Source organism: Butyrivibrio sp. FC2001 (assembly GCF_000424125.1).
Classification (GTDB): Bacteria; Bacillota; Clostridia; order Lachnospirales; family Lachnospiraceae; genus Butyrivibrio.
In genome coordinates, this window is the sequence record NZ_AUJH01000019.1 from 1 (window position 1) to 20,189 (window position 20,189).

22 protein-coding genes and 1 pseudogene are annotated in these 20,189 nt (G+C 41.9%); 20 read left to right on the forward strand and 3 right to left on the reverse strand.

What is annotated here, in order from left to right; genetic code table 11:
* Positions 1 to 250, forward strand: a pseudogene (locus G601_RS26630) (group II intron reverse transcriptase/maturase); the annotation flags it as partial.
* Between the two features lie 170 nt (positions 251 to 420).
* Here the strand turns inward: G601_RS26630 and G601_RS0110245 are convergent.
* Together G601_RS0110245 and G601_RS0110250 are read right to left on the reverse strand one after the other, a co-directional pair.
* Complete coding sequence (locus G601_RS0110245; RefSeq protein ID WP_026665283.1) at positions 421 to 1,695, reverse strand: hypothetical protein; 1,275 nt, start codon at positions 1,693 to 1,695, stop codon at positions 421 to 423.
* Between the two features lie 225 nt (positions 1,696 to 1,920).
* Positions 1,921 to 2,463, reverse strand: coding sequence for a hypothetical protein (locus G601_RS0110250; protein WP_026665284.1), 543 nt, complete (start codon positions 2,461 to 2,463; stop codon positions 1,921 to 1,923).
* 729 nt (positions 2,464 to 3,192) lie between these two features.
* Between G601_RS0110250 and G601_RS0110255 the strand changes: the two genes are divergently transcribed.
* From G601_RS0110255 to G601_RS0110330, 15 genes are all read left to right on the forward strand, one after another.
* Positions 3,193 to 4,374 (forward strand): AGE family epimerase/isomerase, encoded by a 1,182-nt coding sequence (locus tag G601_RS0110255; protein WP_035790654.1) that lies wholly within the window; start codon positions 3,193 to 3,195, stop codon positions 4,372 to 4,374.
* Positions 4,375 to 4,387: 13 nt separating this feature from the next.
* On the forward strand, positions 4,388 to 5,560 hold the full coding sequence (locus tag G601_RS0110260) for a glycoside hydrolase family 130 protein (RefSeq protein WP_026492215.1): 1,173 nt from the start codon (positions 4,388 to 4,390) through the stop codon (positions 5,558 to 5,560).
* 2 nt (positions 5,561 to 5,562) lie between these two features.
* Positions 5,563 to 5,895, forward strand: a complete 333-nt coding sequence (locus tag G601_RS0110265) for a helix-turn-helix domain-containing protein (protein ID WP_026665286.1) — start codon at positions 5,563 to 5,565, stop codon at positions 5,893 to 5,895.
* Between the two features lie 131 nt (positions 5,896 to 6,026).
* Positions 6,027 to 7,337: an ABC transporter substrate-binding protein gene (locus G601_RS0110270; RefSeq protein WP_026665287.1), complete on the forward strand. Its 1,311-nt coding sequence runs from the start codon at positions 6,027 to 6,029 to the stop codon at positions 7,335 to 7,337.
* A 3-nt stretch (positions 7,338 to 7,340) separates the two neighbouring features.
* On the forward strand, positions 7,341 to 8,216 hold the full coding sequence (locus tag G601_RS0110275; RefSeq protein WP_026492212.1) for a carbohydrate ABC transporter permease: 876 nt from the start codon (positions 7,341 to 7,343) through the stop codon (positions 8,214 to 8,216).
* On the forward strand, positions 8,209 to 9,072 hold the full coding sequence (locus G601_RS0110280; protein ID WP_051200961.1) for a carbohydrate ABC transporter permease: 864 nt from the start codon (positions 8,209 to 8,211) through the stop codon (positions 9,070 to 9,072). Before G601_RS0110275 ends, G601_RS0110280 begins: the two co-directional genes overlap by 8 nt.
* Positions 9,073 to 9,096: 24 nt before the next feature.
* On the forward strand, positions 9,097 to 10,584 hold the full coding sequence (locus G601_RS0110285) for a cellulase family glycosylhydrolase (RefSeq protein WP_026665288.1): 1,488 nt from the start codon (positions 9,097 to 9,099) through the stop codon (positions 10,582 to 10,584).
* Between the two features lie 76 nt (positions 10,585 to 10,660).
* The gene (locus tag G601_RS0110290; protein ID WP_026492209.1) at positions 10,661 to 11,686 is read left to right on the forward strand and encodes a LacI family DNA-binding transcriptional regulator; all 1,026 of its coding nucleotides are present in this window, start codon (positions 10,661 to 10,663) and stop codon (positions 11,684 to 11,686) included.
* 77 nt (positions 11,687 to 11,763) lie between these two features.
* The gene (locus tag G601_RS0110295) at positions 11,764 to 12,426 is read left to right on the forward strand and encodes a GDSL-type esterase/lipase family protein (protein ID WP_035790655.1); all 663 of its coding nucleotides are present in this window, start codon (positions 11,764 to 11,766) and stop codon (positions 12,424 to 12,426) included.
* Positions 12,427 to 12,444: 18 nt separating this feature from the next.
* Complete coding sequence (locus tag G601_RS0110300) at positions 12,445 to 13,845, forward strand: MATE family efflux transporter (protein WP_026665290.1); 1,401 nt, start codon at positions 12,445 to 12,447, stop codon at positions 13,843 to 13,845.
* Between the two features lie 177 nt (positions 13,846 to 14,022).
* Positions 14,023 to 14,535: a nitroreductase family protein gene (locus G601_RS0110310; protein ID WP_026665291.1), complete on the forward strand. Its 513-nt coding sequence runs from the start codon at positions 14,023 to 14,025 to the stop codon at positions 14,533 to 14,535.
* Between the two features lie 528 nt (positions 14,536 to 15,063).
* Positions 15,064 to 15,744, forward strand: coding sequence for an MBL fold metallo-hydrolase (locus G601_RS0110315; RefSeq protein WP_035790657.1), 681 nt, complete (start codon positions 15,064 to 15,066; stop codon positions 15,742 to 15,744).
* Between the two features lie 105 nt (positions 15,745 to 15,849).
* Complete coding sequence (locus G601_RS0110320; protein ID WP_026665293.1) at positions 15,850 to 16,080, forward strand: DUF3791 domain-containing protein; 231 nt, start codon at positions 15,850 to 15,852, stop codon at positions 16,078 to 16,080.
* Positions 16,067 to 16,297 (forward strand): hypothetical protein, encoded by a 231-nt coding sequence (locus G601_RS0110325; RefSeq protein ID WP_026492204.1) that lies wholly within the window; start codon positions 16,067 to 16,069, stop codon positions 16,295 to 16,297. Before G601_RS0110320 ends, G601_RS0110325 begins: the two co-directional genes overlap by 14 nt.
* Positions 16,282 to 16,521 (forward strand): hypothetical protein, encoded by a 240-nt coding sequence (locus G601_RS0110330; RefSeq protein WP_026492203.1) that lies wholly within the window; start codon positions 16,282 to 16,284, stop codon positions 16,519 to 16,521. The genes G601_RS0110325 and G601_RS0110330 overlap by 16 nt, the downstream gene beginning before the upstream one ends.
* Positions 16,522 to 16,635: 114 nt before the next feature.
* Here G601_RS0110330 and G601_RS0110335 read toward each other — a convergent pair whose 3' ends face one another.
* Complete coding sequence (locus G601_RS0110335; protein WP_026492202.1) at positions 16,636 to 17,172, reverse strand: hypothetical protein; 537 nt, start codon at positions 17,170 to 17,172, stop codon at positions 16,636 to 16,638.
* Positions 17,173 to 17,320: 148 nt separating this feature from the next.
* Here G601_RS0110335 and G601_RS0110340 point away from each other — a divergent pair, with 148 nt between their 5' ends.
* The 4 genes from G601_RS0110340 (at position 17,321) to G601_RS26125 (ending at position 20,137) form a co-directional block, all read left to right on the forward strand.
* On the forward strand, positions 17,321 to 18,007 hold the full coding sequence (locus G601_RS0110340; RefSeq protein ID WP_026665294.1) for a DUF4230 domain-containing protein: 687 nt from the start codon (positions 17,321 to 17,323) through the stop codon (positions 18,005 to 18,007).
* Positions 17,997 to 18,764, forward strand: coding sequence for a hypothetical protein (locus G601_RS0110345; RefSeq protein WP_026665295.1), 768 nt, complete (start codon positions 17,997 to 17,999; stop codon positions 18,762 to 18,764). Before G601_RS0110340 ends, G601_RS0110345 begins: the two co-directional genes overlap by 11 nt.
* A gap of 99 nt (positions 18,765 to 18,863) precedes the next feature.
* The gene (locus G601_RS0110350) at positions 18,864 to 19,961 is read left to right on the forward strand and encodes an RtcB family protein (RefSeq protein ID WP_081673498.1); all 1,098 of its coding nucleotides are present in this window, start codon (positions 18,864 to 18,866) and stop codon (positions 19,959 to 19,961) included.
* Positions 19,961 to 20,137: a hypothetical protein gene (locus G601_RS26125; RefSeq protein ID WP_155834511.1), complete on the forward strand. Its 177-nt coding sequence runs from the start codon at positions 19,961 to 19,963 to the stop codon at positions 20,135 to 20,137. Before G601_RS0110350 ends, G601_RS26125 begins: the two co-directional genes overlap by 1 nt.
* The last annotated feature ends 52 nt before the right edge of the window (positions 20,138 to 20,189 follow it).

Consider the following 20,189-nt stretch of genomic DNA (forward strand, 5'->3'; position numbering starts at 1 on the left):
TAGAAATATCAGGTATCGACTTCGCATGTGCATTTGGAAACACTGGAAAACTCCACAGAACAGAGCGAAGAACTTGGTAAAGCTAGGAATACCCAAATGGGCGGCATATAGAACCGCCTATAACGGAAAAGCGATTGCAAGCGTATGCTCAAAGACAGATGTGCAGAGAGCAATAAGCCCGAAAAGGCTTAAGCAATTTGGACTTATCTCAATGTTAGATTACTACACCGAGAGGTGTGTCACTTGTTAAGTTGATTGAACCGCCGTGTACGGAACCGTACGCACGGTGGTGTGAGAGGTCGAAAATGTCTCTATAATGAGACATTTTCTCCTACTCGATTAAACGTATATAGTTTTGGTATTTATTGAGGGAAAACTGGTAAGTGTCTATTTTTCATAAAAATGGCTAGTAAGAGCAGGTCATTTGGGCAGCTCTATATCAGGCAGATAGCGCGTCTTCATCTCCGATAAGGTGTAGGGCAGTCCTTCTTCCTCCAAAACCTTGCAGAACAGATCCACAGGCCTGCGATCCTTGTTGATAAGCTGGAAACAGAGGCAGAACCTGTCCTTAAGTGCATTTACTTCGAGCATAAAATCGCCGTCTGTAATGGTATGGATTTCGTTTATATATTGCTCCATTACGCCCCATTCAGTCTGTCCGACATAGCTCACGTTAAAGACGTCCCTTGTATCGGACCTGAAAAGGCTGTGGGTGGCGGCATACTTTTTCTTGCTCTTGAGATCGGGCTGAGCATCTATTCCCTTATGTATTTCCTCGACCTGTCTGTAGCGTTCGCAGCTGAGCTCCGGCTGCATCTGAAGGATAACCGCACCTCTTGCCATGCGGTTAAGCTTTTCAATTGAATCATTCTCCATATCCCTGGTGTATAGGACATGAATCAGTCTGGTAAAATCGCGGTAGGACTCACTGGCGCCGATATCATCTCTGTAATCGTCAGCGACTCTTCCGGACAGAATATCATCGGGCCTGGCAGGAAAATATCTTGCGATCGTCTTAAAAAAGAACGCTGCAAGTATAGTATTCGGGCTGCCGTCTATACTCTTTGCATATTCGAGGAATTTATATGTTGGAATGATGATTTCATAATAGTAATTATTTTTAACAAACGGATTGAGAAGGAATTTTAAAAATCTGCCAAGGCCCACTTTGCTGCTCTTGCCTTCATACCTCTTAAGAGGCTCATCATCCGGAAGCTTTGAAGCATCAGGTAGTTCCATTTCGCTTTCAGGTATCGGAGTTCCGACGAGCTTGAGGTCTGCAGGCGCAGTTATTTCGCCGTATTTCTTTGTGAGATACTGATATAAAGTGCTCTTTACCCAGAATAATCCGCCATGGGCGCCGCAGGGGGAGTGAGAGAAATTAAACCAGATGCAGTTTTCCCTGTAGGTTATTGCGAACAGGTGACCGCTGGTCTTTTGGGAGCCCAGCACAAGCCTTTTATTCTCCTCCGGAAGCACCGGTATGGGATTTTCGTTATGATCGAATGCAAAAGCGCCGCTTTCATCCACCCTTACCTTTACAGCAAAATAAGGAAACCTTGTGATTGCCTCCTGGGCTGCCTCGTTCAATAGCTTAGGGTCCACTTTTTCATTAAGCTTTACAAGTATCCTTACCGTGAAGGATACTTTTTTCATGTATTCATATAACAAATATGTGTCATATTTACTGTTCATATTTATATTCCCCTATAAGAACCCGTATTATTTAGATGATTTTAAACAATAGATTTGCTACCAAATTAAATGTATGATAGTGTGGCCTGATAAACAATGGATATTCTATAAAGAGTTCATTAAAATATTATCCAGATAGTGCAGTAACTATGACAATTGGAGAAGGGGAGAGGAATTGGATTATAACAAAGCTAAGGCAATATGCCGCACTAATCAGGGTATCCCTCAAAATAATAGATGCCAAAAAGGTGCTACTACAAATACCAGATAAACCATCCCTGCTACCAAGATGATAGTGGGGATTATTTTTCTTGGCTTACTTTTCATAAAGCTGATGATGGTAAACACTCCTACTGGGAAATAGGGCAAAGTAGAAATCAGTTTAAAAAAATATGGCCCAAGATCCGCACTGGCCGGAGCTGTCCTTTGTATATACCAGCAAATAACCTCGTGAATGAGGTAGGAGATGCATATTTCAGCAAAGTAAATAAGCGGCATGTTTTTCTTATTCTGTGCCTTAAATAATATTCTGTTTGAAAAAAGAAACGCCGCGAAGGTGATAGTCATAACCAGTAAAATTGCTGCGATCATAAAAACTACAGGGTCTATAAAATCAATCCATATCAGATCAATCGAATTAAACAGAAGTATCACAAGATTGGCATGGACAATTGCGACCAGGCTTGTCTTTAGGGAACGAAGAAGGAGACTATCTTCTTTGCATTTCTGTTGCTTTTCTTCAGTTTCTATATTCTTTGTGGATTCCATATTTTTCCTCATTTTCTTTACTGATTTTTCTAAAACAATCAGTCAAATATTTGTTGGCTAATATTCTTGCGGGACTGCTACGTGTTCAATTCTTATTTTTCAGTTATAACGCGTAGGACTTTATCGCAAAAAGCTTGTTCCTACGTGTTCTTTTTGTATGTTGAGTAATGTCGCGTAGTTTTTGTATTAGTATTAGGGCTTACTTACGTGATTAATCCAAGCTTAAGCAAATATCACGTAGTGAAATGCATAAAATAGGTATTTTCTACGCGTCATTTTTATTTCATTAAACAAATGTCGCGTAATTTTTCCCAGATGAATGTTTTGACTATGTGACAATCCATAAGGCTATAGTAAAGACAAGTAAATGCCACCCACAGCATATTAATTACAGGTAAAACCCACCGATACCGGTATCGTCTTAAAAAATCACCCCACATCACTCTCTTAAATGATTATATCAGAATAACCAGTAAAGCAGGGCTTCGAGCTGATGTTTTCATTTTGAGATACCTATGGAAGTCATAACAGGTTTATGGCTTCCTTTTTTGTTGTGTTTTAACTTAAAATTAAGTTGAAAATATTGACAAACAACTTAAATAATACTACAATCACGCTAAATATTAGGTTAAACAACAAAACATTTAGCTAAATAAAGCTAAATTTACCTAAACCACACATGACCTGATATTAAGCAACATTATTAGTTAAAAGAGAAAGGTATTTGAGATGTTACACAGAATTAAAGACGAACTTATGAATGGCATTATCCCGTTCTGGACTAGCCTTCATGACAGTGAGCATGGCGGTTTCTACGGATACATGGACTATGACCTGAACGTGGACAAAAAGGCAGAGAAGGGCTGCATCCTTAACAGCAGGATAATGTGGTTTTTCTCAAGGGCTTACGTGGAACTGGGGGACGAGAGCCTTCTGAGAGAGGCCAGGCACGCCTATGATTTCCTGAAAAAATACTGTATTGATGAGACCTATGGCGGCATATACTGGTCACTTACCTATGATGGGAAGCTCTTTGATAATACCAAGCATACATACAATCAGGCTTTCGCAATTTACGCTTTGGCTGAATACTATGAAGCCAGTAAGGATGAAGAGGCTCTGAGAATGGCACTGGAAATCTTCGAAATAATCGAGAGTAAATGCAGGGATGAGGAAGGCTACTGCGAAGCCTTTACCAGAGAATTTAATCCGGTTGCAAACCACAAGCTCTCTGAAAACGGAGTGATCGCAGAGAGGACCATGAACACTGCACTTCATGTTATCGAAGCCTACACACAGCTGTACAAGGTGGCAGCCGGCATAGAGGAGCATGAACTGGTAGGCCAGAAGCTGGCAGCGCTTCTTAATATTGTGAGAAGCAAGATATATAACGCTGATAAGAGAAGGCAGGAGGTTTTCTTCGATGAAAAATATAGAAGCCTTCTGGATCTTCACAGCTACGGACACGATATTGAGGCATCCTGGCTGATTGATCGTGCGGTTGAGGTGCTGGGAGAGAATGCGTTAACAAAGGAAGCTCTTGATGACATAAAAAAGATAACACTTGAAATGGCAGCGGAAACCTATGAAAAGGCCTTTAACGGAAGGTATTTTGTAAATGAATGCGAGAACGGCGTTGTCGATGAGACCGGAATCTGGTGGGTTCAGGCCGAGGCCATGGTAGGCTTTGTGAATGCGTTTATGAAAACAGAGGACACCAGATATCTTAAAGGCGCGGAGACCCTATGGGATTTTGTGGAGGAGTCTCTGATAGATAAAAGAGAAGGCTCAGAGTGGTTCTGGGAGGTCAGTCCTGACGGTACACCTTCAAAGAAACCCATAGTTGAGCCCTGGAAATGCCCGTATCACAACGGAAGAATGTGTTTTGAACTTATGAAAATACTTGGATGAAGGAGAGAAAACAATGATACATGAAAACTACTATGTGGAACTTGAGAAGCAAAATAAGCTGATAGAGCTAAAGAACAATAAGTCCGACTTTTATAATGGCTTATTTGACCGATATGTGAATCCCGTGCTTACCAGGGATCATGCGCCTATCACCTGGAGATATGATGTGGTAAAGGAATCAAACCCTTATTTCATGGAAAGACTTGGAATAAATGCAGTGATGAATTCCGGCGCGATCTATCTTGATGGAAAGTACTATCTGATCGCCAGAATCGAGGGAAATGACAGAAAGTCTTTCTTTGGAGTTGCTGAGAGCAGCACCGGAGTAGATGGCTTCAGATTCTGGGATTATCCGATACTTCTTGAGGATGTCTGCCCGGAGGAGACCAATGTGTACGATATGAGACTCACCAAGCATGAAGATGGATACATATACGGAGTATTTTGCTCAGAAAGTAAGGATAAAGCTTCCTCAGACCTTTCAGCGGCTGTGGCTGCTGCGGGGATTGTCAGAACCAAGGATCTTAAGAGCTGGGAGAGGCTTCCCAATCTTGTGACACTTAATTCTCCTCAGCAGAGAAACGTGGTGCTGCATCCTGAGTTTGTTGATGGCAAATACGCTTTTTACACAAGGCCCATGGACGATTTCATTGAGACAGGAAGTGGCGGCGGAATCGGCTTTGGCCTGTGCGACGACATAACTCATGCTGTTATAGACGAAGAGAAGATGACCAGTCTCAGGAAATATCACACTATCACAGAGGCTAAAAACGGTGCCGGCGCAACCCCGATAAAGACAGACAGGGGCTGGATTCATATCGCACATGGAGTAAGAAATACCGCAGCTGGACTTAGATATGTTATCTATGCATTCGCAACGGACCTTAATGACCCGTCTAAGGTGATCGCTGAGCCCTCCGGACTTTTAATCGGACCGAGAGGCGAGGAAAGAGTCGGAGATGTGTCAAATGTGGTATTCACAAATGGCGCCATAGTCAATGAAAAGGGTGAAGTTTTCATCTATTATGCGTCATCCGATACAAGGATGCATGTTGCCACAACAACCGTGAACAAGCTTATTGACTACGTTTTCAACACACCGGAGGATCCGGGCAGATCAGTTCTTTGCGTAAGACAGAGATGTGATCTCATTAGGAAAAATCTGGAAGCGTTACATCAGGAGTAAGAATGAAGACATATATATCCAAAATAGAGATGGCCCAGAGCTATATAAGGACCAACTATGAAAAGTCTCTTTCCCTTATGAATGTGGCTGCGTTAGTTGACCTTAATCCATCATATTTCAGCAACCTATTTAAGCTCAAATCCGGAATGAAATTCTCAGATTATGTGTTTGAGGTAAGGATGGAGCGGGCTATTGAACTTTTGAAGGATCCAAGGCTCAAGGTCTATGAAATAGGAAATGCCGTGGGCTATGAGGATGCACCCAGCTTTGGCCGGGCTTTTAGGAAGAAATTCCACATGTCTCCAAATGAATACAGGAATTTTGCACATGGCTAAAGATATGCACATAAATCCAAAATGGTGCTATTTAAAAACAAAGTAAATTTAACTATCATAATACCAACAGTTGCAACTAAATTTAGGTAAATAATTAAACAATCAAGAATGAGAAGCATTGGAGGGTTATGATGAAAAAGCTAATAGCACTTGGCCTTACAGCGGCCATGTCATTAAGTACACTGGCAGGATGCGCCAGCGAGAAGAAGGAAGAAATCGGAGTAACTGAGGCCGGTAATACAGCTACAGAGAGCGAAACAGCAAACAGTACCGGAGAAGTTGCAAAGCCTGAGCTTACAGGCAAAATCGTGGTAGCAAGTAACAGAACTGATCTGGAAGAGGATCTTGCCGCCTACGCTGCTAAGTTCATGGAGGAGAATCCCGGAACTACAGTAGAGTTTGAGACTATCAAGGAATACGACGATGTGATTCCTACAAGAATTGCCGGTGGTGAAGCACCGGACCTGTTCTATGTGGTTGATCCTATTAACCAGGATACTTATGCAGATTATTTCCTGCCTATAGATGATCTCGATTTTACTGCTGACGACATACTTTTCTATGAAAATGGCCGCGGCTCGGACGGTAATCTCTATGTTCTTCCGCTGACAGTTTCCTACTGTGGAATGATCTACAACAAGGTGGCTTTTAAAAACGCAGGAATTGAGAACGTTCCCAAGACTGTGGATGAATTCTATGAAGACTGCGACAAGCTCAAGGAAGCAGGAATTACACCTGTGGGAACAGCTTTTAAGGATATCTGGCCGATTTATGCATGGTGCGGATGGGGCGAAGTAAACCTGACAGCAGGTGATGAGCGCGGTGAGAACAAATACGCAGAGCAGGATGAAATCTACGATGACGTAATGCTCGATTCCATGAATATTGTAAGAAATCTCTACAAGAAGGGTGAGCTTGAGGAAGACATTATGTCAGCTAACTGGGATCAGTTCAAGCTTGATCTGGCTCAGGGCAGAGTAGCAATGCATTATTCAGAGACATGGCTCCCTGAACAGTTTGTAGAGCTTGGCGCAAATGCTGAGGATATCGGAATGTTCCCCTTCCCCGGAGCTAAGAATATCAAGGCCGGATCAGGAAAACAGTGGGGAATTTCAAAGGATACAGAGTCTCCCGAGCTTGCAAAGGCATTCCTTTCCTATATGCTTAATAACCCCGTTTCAGATGCAGATATTCCTTCAAACAAGAATATCGCTGTAGAGGATCCTTTTGTTGCAGAACTTCTTAGCTACGGTGTGGAGCCCCTTTCACCTATTTTAGGAACCGCTGCGTTCAGTAACATCAGAAATGCAATCGAGCTCGATGGCCAGCAGTTCTTCCTTACATACGTTATGGAGGAAGATGATGCCAAGGCACAGCAGCTTGTGGATGATTGGAATGCAAAGTGGGCAGCGGAGCGTCCTAACTGGGTAGAAGGAAATTAAGAGATGAGTTCAAAAGCAAAAGACAGAATTATAATTGTGGGATTTTTATTCATCCCAATGATTTTGCTGGCATTATTTTCATATTATCCCCTGGCTAAGCTTATACAGCTTAGCTTCACGGACTGGAACGGAATGAGCCCGAATCTGAAGTACATCGGGACGAGAAATTATAAGGATATTCTCGGACAAAAAGAGCTGTTCAGCACCTTTTCCAACAATATGGCTTATGTACTTACTGCGATTTTGCAGCAGTTCGCGGGCTTATTCCTGGCAGTTCTCCTCAACAGCAACATCAGAATGAAAACCACCTTCAGGGCAGTCCTTTTCATGCCATATATTATAAACGGTGTGGCTGTAGCCTTCATGTTCAATTATATGTATGACTACAGCAATTCACCGGTAAACCTCATCCTGGAGGCACTGGGGATAAATGCGGTACATTTTATCAGCACTTCATACATGACGAATTTTGCTTTGTCCTTCATTAGTTTTTGGAAATATGTAGGGTATACCATGGTAATCTACGTGGCTGCCCTACAGTCCATCCCCAGTGAAGTGTTTGAAGCAGCGAGGATAGATGGTGCGGGATTCTTCGGAACTCTTGCATATATCACTTTTCCTAATATAAAAAGTATGCTCAAGGTATCGCTCCTACTTAGCTTGAATGGAGCGCTTCAGGTGTACTTCGAGCCCTTCCTCATTACGAAGGGCGGCCCTAACGGAAGAACCGCAACATTTATCAGTAAGTCGCTTGAGCTTGCATATAATTACCGCAAGTATGGAAAAGCCGCAGCCATGGGTGTGATACTGCTTATGATCATCATGCTCCTGGTGCTGGTTCAGAGAGTGTTATTAAAAGAGGATAAAGAAAATGCATAAGATAAAAATGAAAGATATTCCATCCTCTCCCTTTATTGTAAATAATAAGCTGGGCAGATTTTTCATATACCTGCTTCTGAGTATTGGCGTAATAGGCGTGTTCGCACCGCTTTTCATCATACTTAACGTATCCCTTAAATCGAATGATGAGTACATGATGAAGGGTGTCTACTCGATCCCTGAAAATCTGTTTAATGTTCAGAATTACATAAGAGCCTTCAATGAAGGAAACTTTGTCACAGGCTTTATAAACACCGGGATTCTGGTGGTGATCAGTGTACCGCTTGCCATTTTATTCGGAACCATGGTTGCATACATACTTTCAAGATATGACTTCAAGTGCAAAATGATAGTATATATGGCATTCCTGGTGCCGACCTTCATTCCCGGAATGACAGTAACAATAGCGACTTTTCAGATCATCAAAGCCCTTGGACTCTATAATTCGTTGCTTGCCGGAATCATCCTGTACATAGGAACGGATATCATGCAGATTTATATTTTCATTCAGTTTATAAATCAGATTCCGAAGGCCCTTGATGAAAGTGCGAGGATAGATGGCGCAAGCAGGATTCAGATCTACTATAAGATCATTCTTCCTCAGCTTAAGCCGGCGATCGCAACGACAGTCATACTGAAAATGCTGGGAATTTACAATGATTTCTTTACACCGTATATGTATATGCCCAAGGTAAAAACTGCGGCTACAGGCTTGTATTCCTTCTCCGGAGATAAGCTTGCTGAATGGCCACTTATGTCTGCAGCAATAATACTTGTAGCTGTACCGACGATAATCATATATGTTTTCCTCCAAAAATACATAATCAGCGGCGTAACGGACGGAGCTGTCAAATAACAACAAGGATATGGAGGATGATTGGTGAAAAGTGTATTTGAAAATTTTATAACCAGAAGTGGTACAAGGCTTATGGATGGGGATAAAGAGCTTAAGTTTGTTTCGCTCAACTATCCCCAGGCCACAAGCGATAAGCCCTGGGAGCAGAGAAACGCCATTAAGACCATAAAAACCATGGGCGGAAATGTAACAAGAAGCTATGTAATTCCCGTTTTTAATGGACATAATGACAAATGGGCCTACGTAAAGGGAGTTGATAAAAATGGAAAGCTCCAGTTCAATGAAGATGCGCTTAATGAGCTCGATAATCTCCTTGCTGTCTGCAACGAATACGGAATCAGACTGATCATTCCTTTCGTGGATCATTGGCACTGGGTAGGCGGCATGGAGAGCTATGTCTGGCTTGCAGGATTATCAGAGGGTGAGTCACCCATAAGAGGCACCTTCTATCAGTGGGCGTGGAAATTCTACACTGAAGAAAAGCCAAGAGATCTGTTTAAGCAGATGATAGCCCATGTGCTTGAAAGAGAAAATTCCGTAACAGGAATTAAGTACAAGGATGATAAGGCTATCCTTTGCTGGGAGACAGGAAATGAGCTCGGCGGCAATCCGGAATGTCAGGATTTACATGATGAAGAGCTGTCTGAGTGGACAAAGGACATAATTAGTTTTATCAAGTGTTTAGACAGTAATCACCTGGTTCTTGACGGCAGAATGTCCACTACGAAAAGAAGCAGAAGTGCCGAGAACCCCGCAGATATTCTGGGAGCACACTATTATGAAGGCGACTTTGCAAAAAGGTGTGCAGATGAAACGGAGCTAGTTCATGAAGAAGCCGGAAAGCCCTATATTCTCGGGGAATTTGGGACCTATATTAAAGCAGATCCCTGCATCAAGGTGTTTGAGCAGGCGCGCATACATCATGCGAACGGAGTAATGATGTGGAGCCTTAGAGCCCATAAGGATGGCTTTGGCTTCTATTTTCATGATGAGGATGGATATTGGGCTTCCTATCACTGGCCGGGATTTCCCGCAGGCGATTATTATGGTGAAACAGAGATCGTCAGAAGTATTTATGCCTATGCACAGATAGCAAATGGTAAGGCAGATACTTATGAAGAAGCAAGGCTGATACCGATACCTGGGCCTGAAACTGAAGAAGCACCGGTTTTATACGAGGACAGCTTTGAAAATGGGAATGTGGCAGATATCAAATGGCGAGGAGTTGTTGGAGGCGCCTACTATGAGATTCAAAGAGCGAATGGAAGAGTAAGCGAAACCGCAGATGAATTCGGTTGGACAACAGTAGCCGGCGAAAAGGAATACGTTTTTGATTCCGGAAAAAACATTGAAGTTGACGGTGTGGACTGTATAAATTGCATTCCCGGCTTTAATGATATTACCGCGGTTGATGGCCAGACTTATTCCTATAGATTAAGGGCTTGCAATGAAAGCGGTAAAGGCGTCTGGTCAAATATAGTTACTGTGGAAAATGTATGCCATAAAATTTAAGCTAATTTATTGACTAAATTAATCAATTGTTTTATATTTTAGCTAAACAGAACATGAATTTATAAGGAGTCAGATAATGGCAAAGTCAGTTAAATTAGCGGACATAGCCGAAAAAGTGGGCGTAAGCGTTGTAACAGTCTCAAAGGCGTTGTCAGGACAAAAGGGTGTAAGCGAGCAGATGCGAGAAAAGATAATTAAGCTTGCTGACGAGCTCGGCTACAAGCAGCCCTCGGCCTCTGTGAAGGAGACTAGTGAAGGCGCAGGCTACAATATTGGTATTCTTATTCATGAGAAGCATTTCAGCAAGTACAATTCCTTCTATCTGCAGATGTATCAGATGCTGTCAGCCAAGATTTCAGATATGCAGAGCTACAGCATGCTGGAGGTCATCACCTACAATATGGAGGATGAGCTGATACTGTCCAATATGCTTCGTGAGAAGAGGGTATCTTCGCTTATTCTGCTTGGCGAATTTTCAAAGGAATACTGCGCTTTTCTTAAGAAAAATGTATCTGTTCCCACGGTTTATCTCGATTTTAACGATGAGAACCAGGAGATGCAGTCCGTAATATCGGACAGTTTTTATGGATCCTATTATCTGACAAACTATTTATTCGAAAAAGGACATACAGACATCGCATTTGTGGGATCGCTTTTACAAACTGCATCAATAACTGACCGATATCTTGGATATCTTAAGGCCATGATGGAGCACGGAATTACTCCCGGAAAAGACCGGATTATAGAGGATAGAGACAAGGATACAGGTATTATTTTTGAAGCGCACAAGTTTAAGCTCCCTTCAAAAATGCCCACAGCCTTCGTATGTAACTGCGATCTGACTGCAGGCGAGCTTATCAAAAAGCTGGAGGAGAAGGGCTATAATGTTCCGGATGATATCTCCGTGGTTGGATATGATAATTTTATATTCCCGGGCGTTTGCGATGTGAAAATAACTACCTATGAAGTAGACATGAAGCAGATGGTCGACAGAACGATTTCTATTGTAGAAAGCCTTCTTCAGGGCAAAACTGTTGATCAGCATGTTCATATAGTTACCGGACATATCGTGGAAAAAGAGAGTGTGAAATCCATAAAGTAAAGATGAAAACAGACTGTATCTATATTATTGGCAGTCTGTTTTTATGTATTTTGTAATAGAAAAACAGGAGGATAAAAATGTCAGGCGAAAAGGATAACGCAAAGGATTTTTTTCAAAAAGAGAAGGATGACAAGGTTATAAGATACAGGCATCTTAATAAATTCGTGAAAAAGGGTGAGATACTTTTTACAGGTTCATCGCTGATGGAGCAGTTTCCTATACAGGAGATCATGCTAAATCACGGAATGAACAAAATAATTTATAACAGGGGAATAGGCGGATACACTATCCCTGAGATGCTTAAGGCATTGGATGAACAGATTTTTGCTCTTGAACCTTCAAAAATTTTTATTAATATAGGTACTAATGATATAAGCATACCTGAAGAAACTAAGGAAAAGCTGATTTCTGATTATAGGGAGGTTCTTAACAATATCAAGAAGAGACTTCCCGATGCTGAAGTTTTCATGATGGCATATTATCCCGTAAATGATGCGGTCGCCGCAAATGAGGCCTGGCCGGGTGCTCTTAAGGCAGTGCAGCTTCGTATGGAGAGACTTGATGAAGCCAACAAGGCAGTGGAAGAGCTGGCTAAGGAGTTTGGGTATAATTATATCGATGTAAACGATGGTCTGACAGATGAAAATGGCAGAACCAAGGAGGAGTATTCGATTGATGGCATTCATATGTGGAGTGATGCATACGAGGTCATCTTCGAAAACATGAAGAAATATCTATAATGGCAGGCAAATTGGGAAATGAAACAGATTGATTTTAAAAACGGCAGAACTTTGAACATTATTCTGGCAACAGCGCTTCCGATGCTGGTTGCACAGATTCTGAACCTTTTATATAACATCGTGGACAGGATTTATATCGCCAGAATTCCGCTGATCGGAACGGCGGCTCTTGGAGCAGTGGGACTGTGCTTCCCCATAGTTATTCTGGTCACGGCTTTTACAAATATGTACGGAAGTGGCGGCGCTCCGCTTTTCTCAATGGCTAGAGGAAAGGGCGAAAAGGAAGAGGCCGCAGCTATTCAGAACACTTCATTTTTTCTGCTGATTGCAACATCTGTGCCACTTTTCCTGATTGGAGAGTTGTTCGGAGAGCCGATTCTGAGGCTGTTTGGAGCATCAAGCGAGGCTCTGGTTTACGCCCTGCCTTATCTTAGGATTTACATGATTGGAACGGCTTTTTCGATGATCGCCACCGGCATGAATCCGTTCATAAACGCGCAGGGATTTTCACTGGTAGGAATGACAACGGTCATCGTTGGCGCAGCTGCCAATATTGTACTTGACCCCATTTTCATTTTTGCGCTTGGTATGGGCATTGAAGGCGCTGCAATTGCTACTGTAATATCCCAGGCGCTTTCCGCAGCGTATGTTCTTAAATTCATTTTCGGAAAAAAGATAAGCATTCCTGTAAGCATTCTGAGGTTCGATCAGGTAATGCGAAGCGGCGCAAGAATCCTCAATATCGTAGGTCTTGGAATGGCCGCATTTATGATGCAGTTTACAAACGCCCTTGTGCAGATATGCTGCAATAATGTTCTGGCAGATGTGGGTGGTGATATCTATATCTCCATCATGACAATCGTGAACAGTGCAAGACAGATGATAGAAACTCCGATCATTGCTATAACAGAGGGTTCATCCCCTGTAATAAGCTTCAACTTCGGTGCGAGAAGGTATGACAGGGTAAAGAAGGCCATTTTGCTGATGTTTATTCTGGACTTTGGCTATTCTGTAATCGTATGGCTTTTCATAAGGATTTTCCCTGCGAAGGTCATCGGAATATTCAGCTCGGACACTACGATTCTTATGGACGCTGTACCTGCGTTTAACCTGTATTTCTCGACCTTCATTTTCATGACGTTCCAGCATACAGGCCAGGTTGTGTTCAAATCTCTTGGACGAAAAGGGCATGCGATATTCTTTTCATTGTTCAGAAAGGCTGTTATCGTGGTTTCTCTGACCTACGCACTGCCTTACATTTTCCACCTGGGAACTGACGGAGTGTTTGCTGCGGAGCCTGTAAGTAACGTTGTGGGTGGAATGGCATGCTTTATAACCATGCTGTTTACAGCGAGAAAAATGCTAAGTGAAGATAAGGGGAACTTAAATGGCTGCAAGAAAACGGAAAAGGCTTTCTAAAGATATCAAAGAATACATACATGATGATGAGGCGCTCAAGGCGTTTTTTGAGAAGCTATATCAGTGTGAAGGAAGACCTGCATAATAGTATTGATTTAATGCCTGAAGTGCTTTATGATATCACTATATATTGCATGCAATCTAATAGAACCAGACATACAAGTCAGGAGGATAAAGATGGAGTTTAAGGAAGTAGTTAAAAATCGTTACTCATGCAAGAAGTACAGTGAAAGAAAAATAGACAGAGCAAGACTTAATAATATCCTCGAGGCAGGAAGACTTGCACCTACTGCAAAGAATCTTCAGGAGCAGCACATTTATGTCATTGAGTCTGAGGAAGCACTTGCCAAGATTGACAAGGCAACACCCTGCAGATACGGCGCACCTACAGTTCTTGCTGTCGCTTTTGATAAGAACAATGTTTTTACATATCCGGGTGAGAGAAGAGATTCCGGTATAGAGGATGCATCCATTGTTGCAACACATCTGATGCTTGCAGCATATGATGAGGGAGTTGACAGCTGCTGGCTCAATTTCTTTGACCCTGACAAGCTTGCTGAAGATCTCGGTCTTCCTGAAAATGAAGAAATCCTTATGCTTCTTGATCTTGGCTATGCTGCCGAGGGCGCGGGTCCGTTGGACAATCATAATAGCAGGAAGCCTTTGTCAGAGACAGTGAGTTATATTTGATGATGGTTATTTTGTTGCTTTTGCTGGGTTCTTAATGAAGGGCGTCAGGAATTGAATAATATCATACTTGCTATTAAGAGCTGTGGCTTTTGTCATGGCTCTTTTTTGTATTATGGGGTATGGGCGCGTCAATACGCGAGGAATGCTGCCAAATCAGTAATGGCACGTAGCCTCGGAGGCTTCTTGGGTTAAGAATACTTGTCATTTTGTATATTCATAGAAAGTCCCGTAGTTTGGGGGATATTTTAAGTATGGATTTACTGGTCAAAAGGCAAAACCACTAGGATGTCGCGTAGTCAACCAAAACATGAGGGTAAAAACTACTTGTGAAAAGATAAAGATTTATAGAAAGTCGCGTAGGTAGGCTGATTATAAGGGATAGTCCTACTTGTCAAAAGTCCTTATTGTTAGTATGGCGCGTAGCCCAGAGCAAGTTTAAGCCCTTGAAACCAGTATAAATGCTGCTGGCAGGAGGATTTTTCTGTATAATAAGAGGAAGTTAGACCAAGCAACAAACGGGAGGGTATTATGGGTTGGAAAAAGATAGATGACAACACTTATCAGTATGATGAAGAGGGAGTAAGGTTTTTCCTGGTAATTGGTAAGGCGAAGGCACTTCTTATCGACAGCGGAATGCAGACAAGAAATGCCAAAGAGCTGGCGCAGGAGATAACAGAACTGCCGATAGGTCTGTTCAATACACATACGGACATTGACCATATAGGAAGTAATGATGAGTTTGATGAAGTCATGATTAACCCGGCAGAGCTCGTAAATTACGATAAATCCTATACCTGGCAGAATATCATACCTGTTTACGATGGCGACGTTATCAATCTTGGAGAAAGAGAGCTTGTTGCAATAGCACTTCCCGGCCATACTCCTGGGAGTACAGGACTCCTTGATAAAGATAGCGGAGCGTTTTTCAGTGGCGATCTCATTCAGGATGGCAGGATCTTCATGTTTGGTCCCATGAGAAACATGAGTGCCTATATTCATAGCCTTAAAAGACTTAAGCAACATGCACCGGATATAAAGAATATCTATCCCTGCCATGGTACCTGTCCAGTTGAATTCTCAATAGTAGATAAACTGATAGATGGTGCAATAAGGGTAGAAAAAGGGGAAGTCACTTCTGAAAAAGCTGAACTGTTTGGACAAACAATCAGTGTTTACTATATTGGTGCTGCAACATTTTTAGGGAATTGACAGATTGTCCAAGAATAATTGTCATAACACGAAATGAACAGCCACTATCAGAACTCTTTTGTGATAAAATTAATTGGACAAATAGCAATCTTGAAAGGATAAGATATGTCAGAAAGAATGCAGATAGTATTCATGCAGACACGAATTGCGCGGCTTGCTTCTGAAAAATGGAATCTTCCTATTGGTAAGATAGGAGCCATCTTTAAAAAATACGATGTATTTGGCTACATAGAAAAAGGTTTTGGCATATTCCATTGTGAAGGGGATGAGGCTGTCTTTTATGACGTGAATGACTACCTTACAAGAAAGGGGTTTGTAGATAATGATAAAGCTTGATAATGGAATGACCCTTTACCATGGTAGTTACTGCGAAGTGAGTAAACCTGATCTTTCAAATGGAGCTTTTGGTGAGGTTGGAAGTGATGAAGCGGATTCATTGTGTATTGGAAGACTTCTTCCTGAAAGGTTAAAAGACCAGTTTTGCTTCAGATCTGATAAAGCATTAAGTGCACTTGAATTTGTTCAAGGAGAAAAGATATGGCTGAACAAGTAATTACGAAGGATATGCTTGATTATACCGTCGATTCGCTCATAGCCATGACAGTAGAAGAGCTTTCTAGCAAACTAGATATGCCTGAAAATGACATACTCGCAGATTTTCTGCAGTCAAAGACATGTAAGCTTTTATATGATACTGATCTGAAAATATGGTGGGAAGGCCCAGTATATCTGTCACAGATGTATATGGAAGAAAAGGGCATAGAGATAAAAGACTAATTTATTGTATCTAAAGGTTCTGGCGAGTGCTGGAACCTTTTTTAAGTTAAATGCGAAAAATTGAGGAGGGTTAGTTGCACCCTCCTCTTTTAATTACAAATATCGAAATCTGTATTATCTGAATCGCATTCTGGTCATGTCGATTGTTACCCCTGTATCTTCATCATCATTTACACAGTCAAAAATTCTAACACCATCCATTGTCATGATAAGGACATTATCGAGATTTTTATCATTTAGAACATATACATAGGTATCCATGTCAAAATTGGAATATTGGCCGTAAAAGAGCTCACTCATATCTCGCATGCTCTCAACGGTGCTATCCCAAAGATCTTTATATTCAGCATTGGTTTTGGCCATTTCAGCAAAATCAGCTATACCATCGCCCCATAAATCAATAACTACGCAATCTTCATAAACTCGAAATTGGAATTGGTCTTTGCCCCACTTGTTGCTGATCAATGTCTCTGTATAGGTATTCAATTCATCAAGGGTGTAATTATTAGGGTCTATGGTAGGTGTGGAGGATGCGTCCTCTTCGATAGTATCAATGTCGGCTGCGGGAGAAGAGGCATTTACTTTGTTTGTAAATGTGATCATAATAAATGCAGCACATAAAAATAATGACAAGATTCTCTTTGTTTTCATAAGCCATGACCTCCTGTTTTGGTGGAAAAATGGTGTTACAACAGGAAAAATGCATGCATAAATCCATAAGCTAACAATAGCAGTTACATGTTAAAAGTCGGTTTCGAGAATCTTAAATTTACATTAAAATCTAACCAGAAAGGATAACATGATGAACGTATCAGAACAGACTAGAAAATATGTCAGCTTAGGTTTCATAGCCATTGCTATCATTGCAATGATATTTCTTATGGCAGGCTATTATAAGGACAAATCCGCTTCCACGGATACTTCTGAGGAAAACACTCCAATTACCGCAATGAAAGACAAAGAGGATAAAGTACTTGTTTCCATCAGCACGGAGACAATACAGGACGGCCTTGCAAATATGGGTGTCCTCATAACGCAGGAATACTACTTCACACAGGTGGAGAACTATACAAAGGAGACGAAGATATTCAATTTCATTCCGTCAGAGTCGGGTTTTGTTTACAGCTATGACGGGGCAGTAATGGCCGGCATCGATTTTGAAAAGATCACGATTTCCAAGGATGAAGACAAAAAGCATCTGACCGTAGAGCTTCCTCATTCTGAGATACAGGCGACCACGATAGATAAAGATACCTTTAAGATATACTCTGAGAAGGATTCTCTTTGGAATCCGATAAAGCTTGAAGATTACAACATGTCTCTAGCCGAATTTGAAGAGGCTGCAAAGGCAAAAGCGCTTGAAAACGGCATTCTTGAGCGCTCAGATGATCAGGCAGAGAGTCTTATCAGGAACTTCATAGGCAATTTCCCGCAGGCATCGGGGTATGACATAAGTTTTGAATGGAGGGATAGTAATGAATCTTAAGAAAGCGACGCTAATTGCATTCTTTTTACTTATAGCAGTTATTTCTTTTACAAAAATAGCACCATGGGCCGGCGATCCCGCTAACCATAAGCATTCCATAGAACAGACGGATGAAAAGATATCAACCGTAATGACTCTCTCTGCAGGTGCTGCAGGAACCTCCGCAACGCTTTCGCTCCTTCCGGGGGATATGTGCACACCTATTGCAGAACAGCTCGCAGAGCTTGCAAAGTATTTCATGGTGATACTCAGCGCCCTTTACCTTGAAAAATTCCTTATAAGTCTGTCCGGTTACATAGCATTTTCGGTTCTTATACCTGCGGCCTGCATTGTTATATGCGCAGCAGTGTTGCTTGGAAAAAAGACCTGGTACAACGTTGCAGGAAAGATCGCCTTTTTAGGACTTATCATTTTCATAATTGTCCCTGCAAGTGTCAAGTTATCTGACATGGTTTATAAAACGCAGGCTGACAGCGTAAATTCTGCAGTTGAAGAGTACAATGACCTGGATATCGAAGGAGAAGCAGAGGGCGGAATATTCAGCGAGCTTACTTCAATAACCAGCAATACCGTGGACAAGGTCACTTCTTTTCTTAGCAGTCTCCTTGAAACCCTCGCAGTAATGCTGGTTACTACATGCATCATCCCGATACTTGTGCTTGTGATTTTATTCTGGATTGTAAAGGCAATCTTTTCGTCAAACGTACTTACAATTGACCCGGATTCACTAGAGCGATTAACGAAAAAGCTGGACTGATCAACATTTTGGAAGGTTTTTGCGCGCATTTTTGCGAAGACACCACACGGAGGGTTTGTTTTGATACAAATAAATGGAAAATACTCAGATGCCATGATCATGTGCATTGGAGATGAGGCTGATGGAAACGTGGATCAGTATGCCATCGCGCAGATAAAGATGATCTGTGACACTGAGGCTGCCAAGGGCAGCAATATTAGAGTAATGCCGGATGTTCACCCGGGAAAGGTTGGTCCTATTGGGCTTACCATGACAGTAAAAGATGCGGTAATTCCTGCACTTCTGGGCATTGATATCGGATGCGGAATGAGCATGGTAAAGATTGGGAAGGTGAGAAAAGACTTTCAGAAGCTTGATACAGTGATCCGAGAGAACGTGCCGGTGGGATTTAGTATTAGAAGCACCGCACATTCCAAGGCTGCAGACTTTGAACTCGCAGAGCTTCTTTGCGCTGAGCACATAAGATACGAGAAAGCAATGCTAAGTCTGGGAACCTTGGGCGGTGGAAATCACTTCATCGAGATTGATGTAGATGCTGATGGTGAGGGATACCTCATAGTACATACCGGTAGCCGTCATCTTGGAAAAGAAGTGGCAGAGTACTACATGAGTGAAGGCCATAAGTACCTCAAGAAGCACGGAAAAGAGGATGTTCCCTTTGAACTTACATATCTCACCGATGAACTCCTCTCAGACTATCTGCATGACATAGCAGTTGTTCAGGAATACGCCGACCTGAACCGCAGTATTATCATAAGAGAAATTGCTAAGGGAATGAAATGGAAGTGTAAGGAAATCCATTCATGCATCCACAATTACGCAGACTTTGATGGAAATGAGCCCATCCTTAGAAAGGGCGCTATCTCGGCAAAGAAAGATGAAGATGTAATCATACCCATCAATATGAGAGATGGCGTGATTCTTGGAAAAGGAAAGGGCAATGAAGCGTGGAATTGTTCTGCACCTCACGGCGCTGGAAGACTTACTTCAAGGGAGCAGACCTTAAAATCCCACACAGTATCCGAGTTCAAAGCATCCATGAAGGGCATTTATTCAAGCTGCATCAGTAAGGATACACTGGATGAAGCACCTTTTGCATACAGGAATATCGATTACATCAAGGATGCCGTAGCAGAAACTGTGGACATCACAAAGATCCTCAAGCCTATATATAACTACAAGGGAGGTAATGCGTGATGATAATGCAGATTAGTTCAGGCATGGGCCCTGTAGAATGCAGAGTTGCAGTAGGTGGAATCTTCAGGAGTTTACAGAAGGAGTACCCTGAGATTCTACTTGATTTTTTATGTAACGACCATATTTCTCCCCAAAAGGGAAATAAGGTCTTGTTTTTTTCTCTATATAATATATAACAGATAACAGTTTGTATGTAGAATATAACCATAAACAAAAACAGTTGTTTAT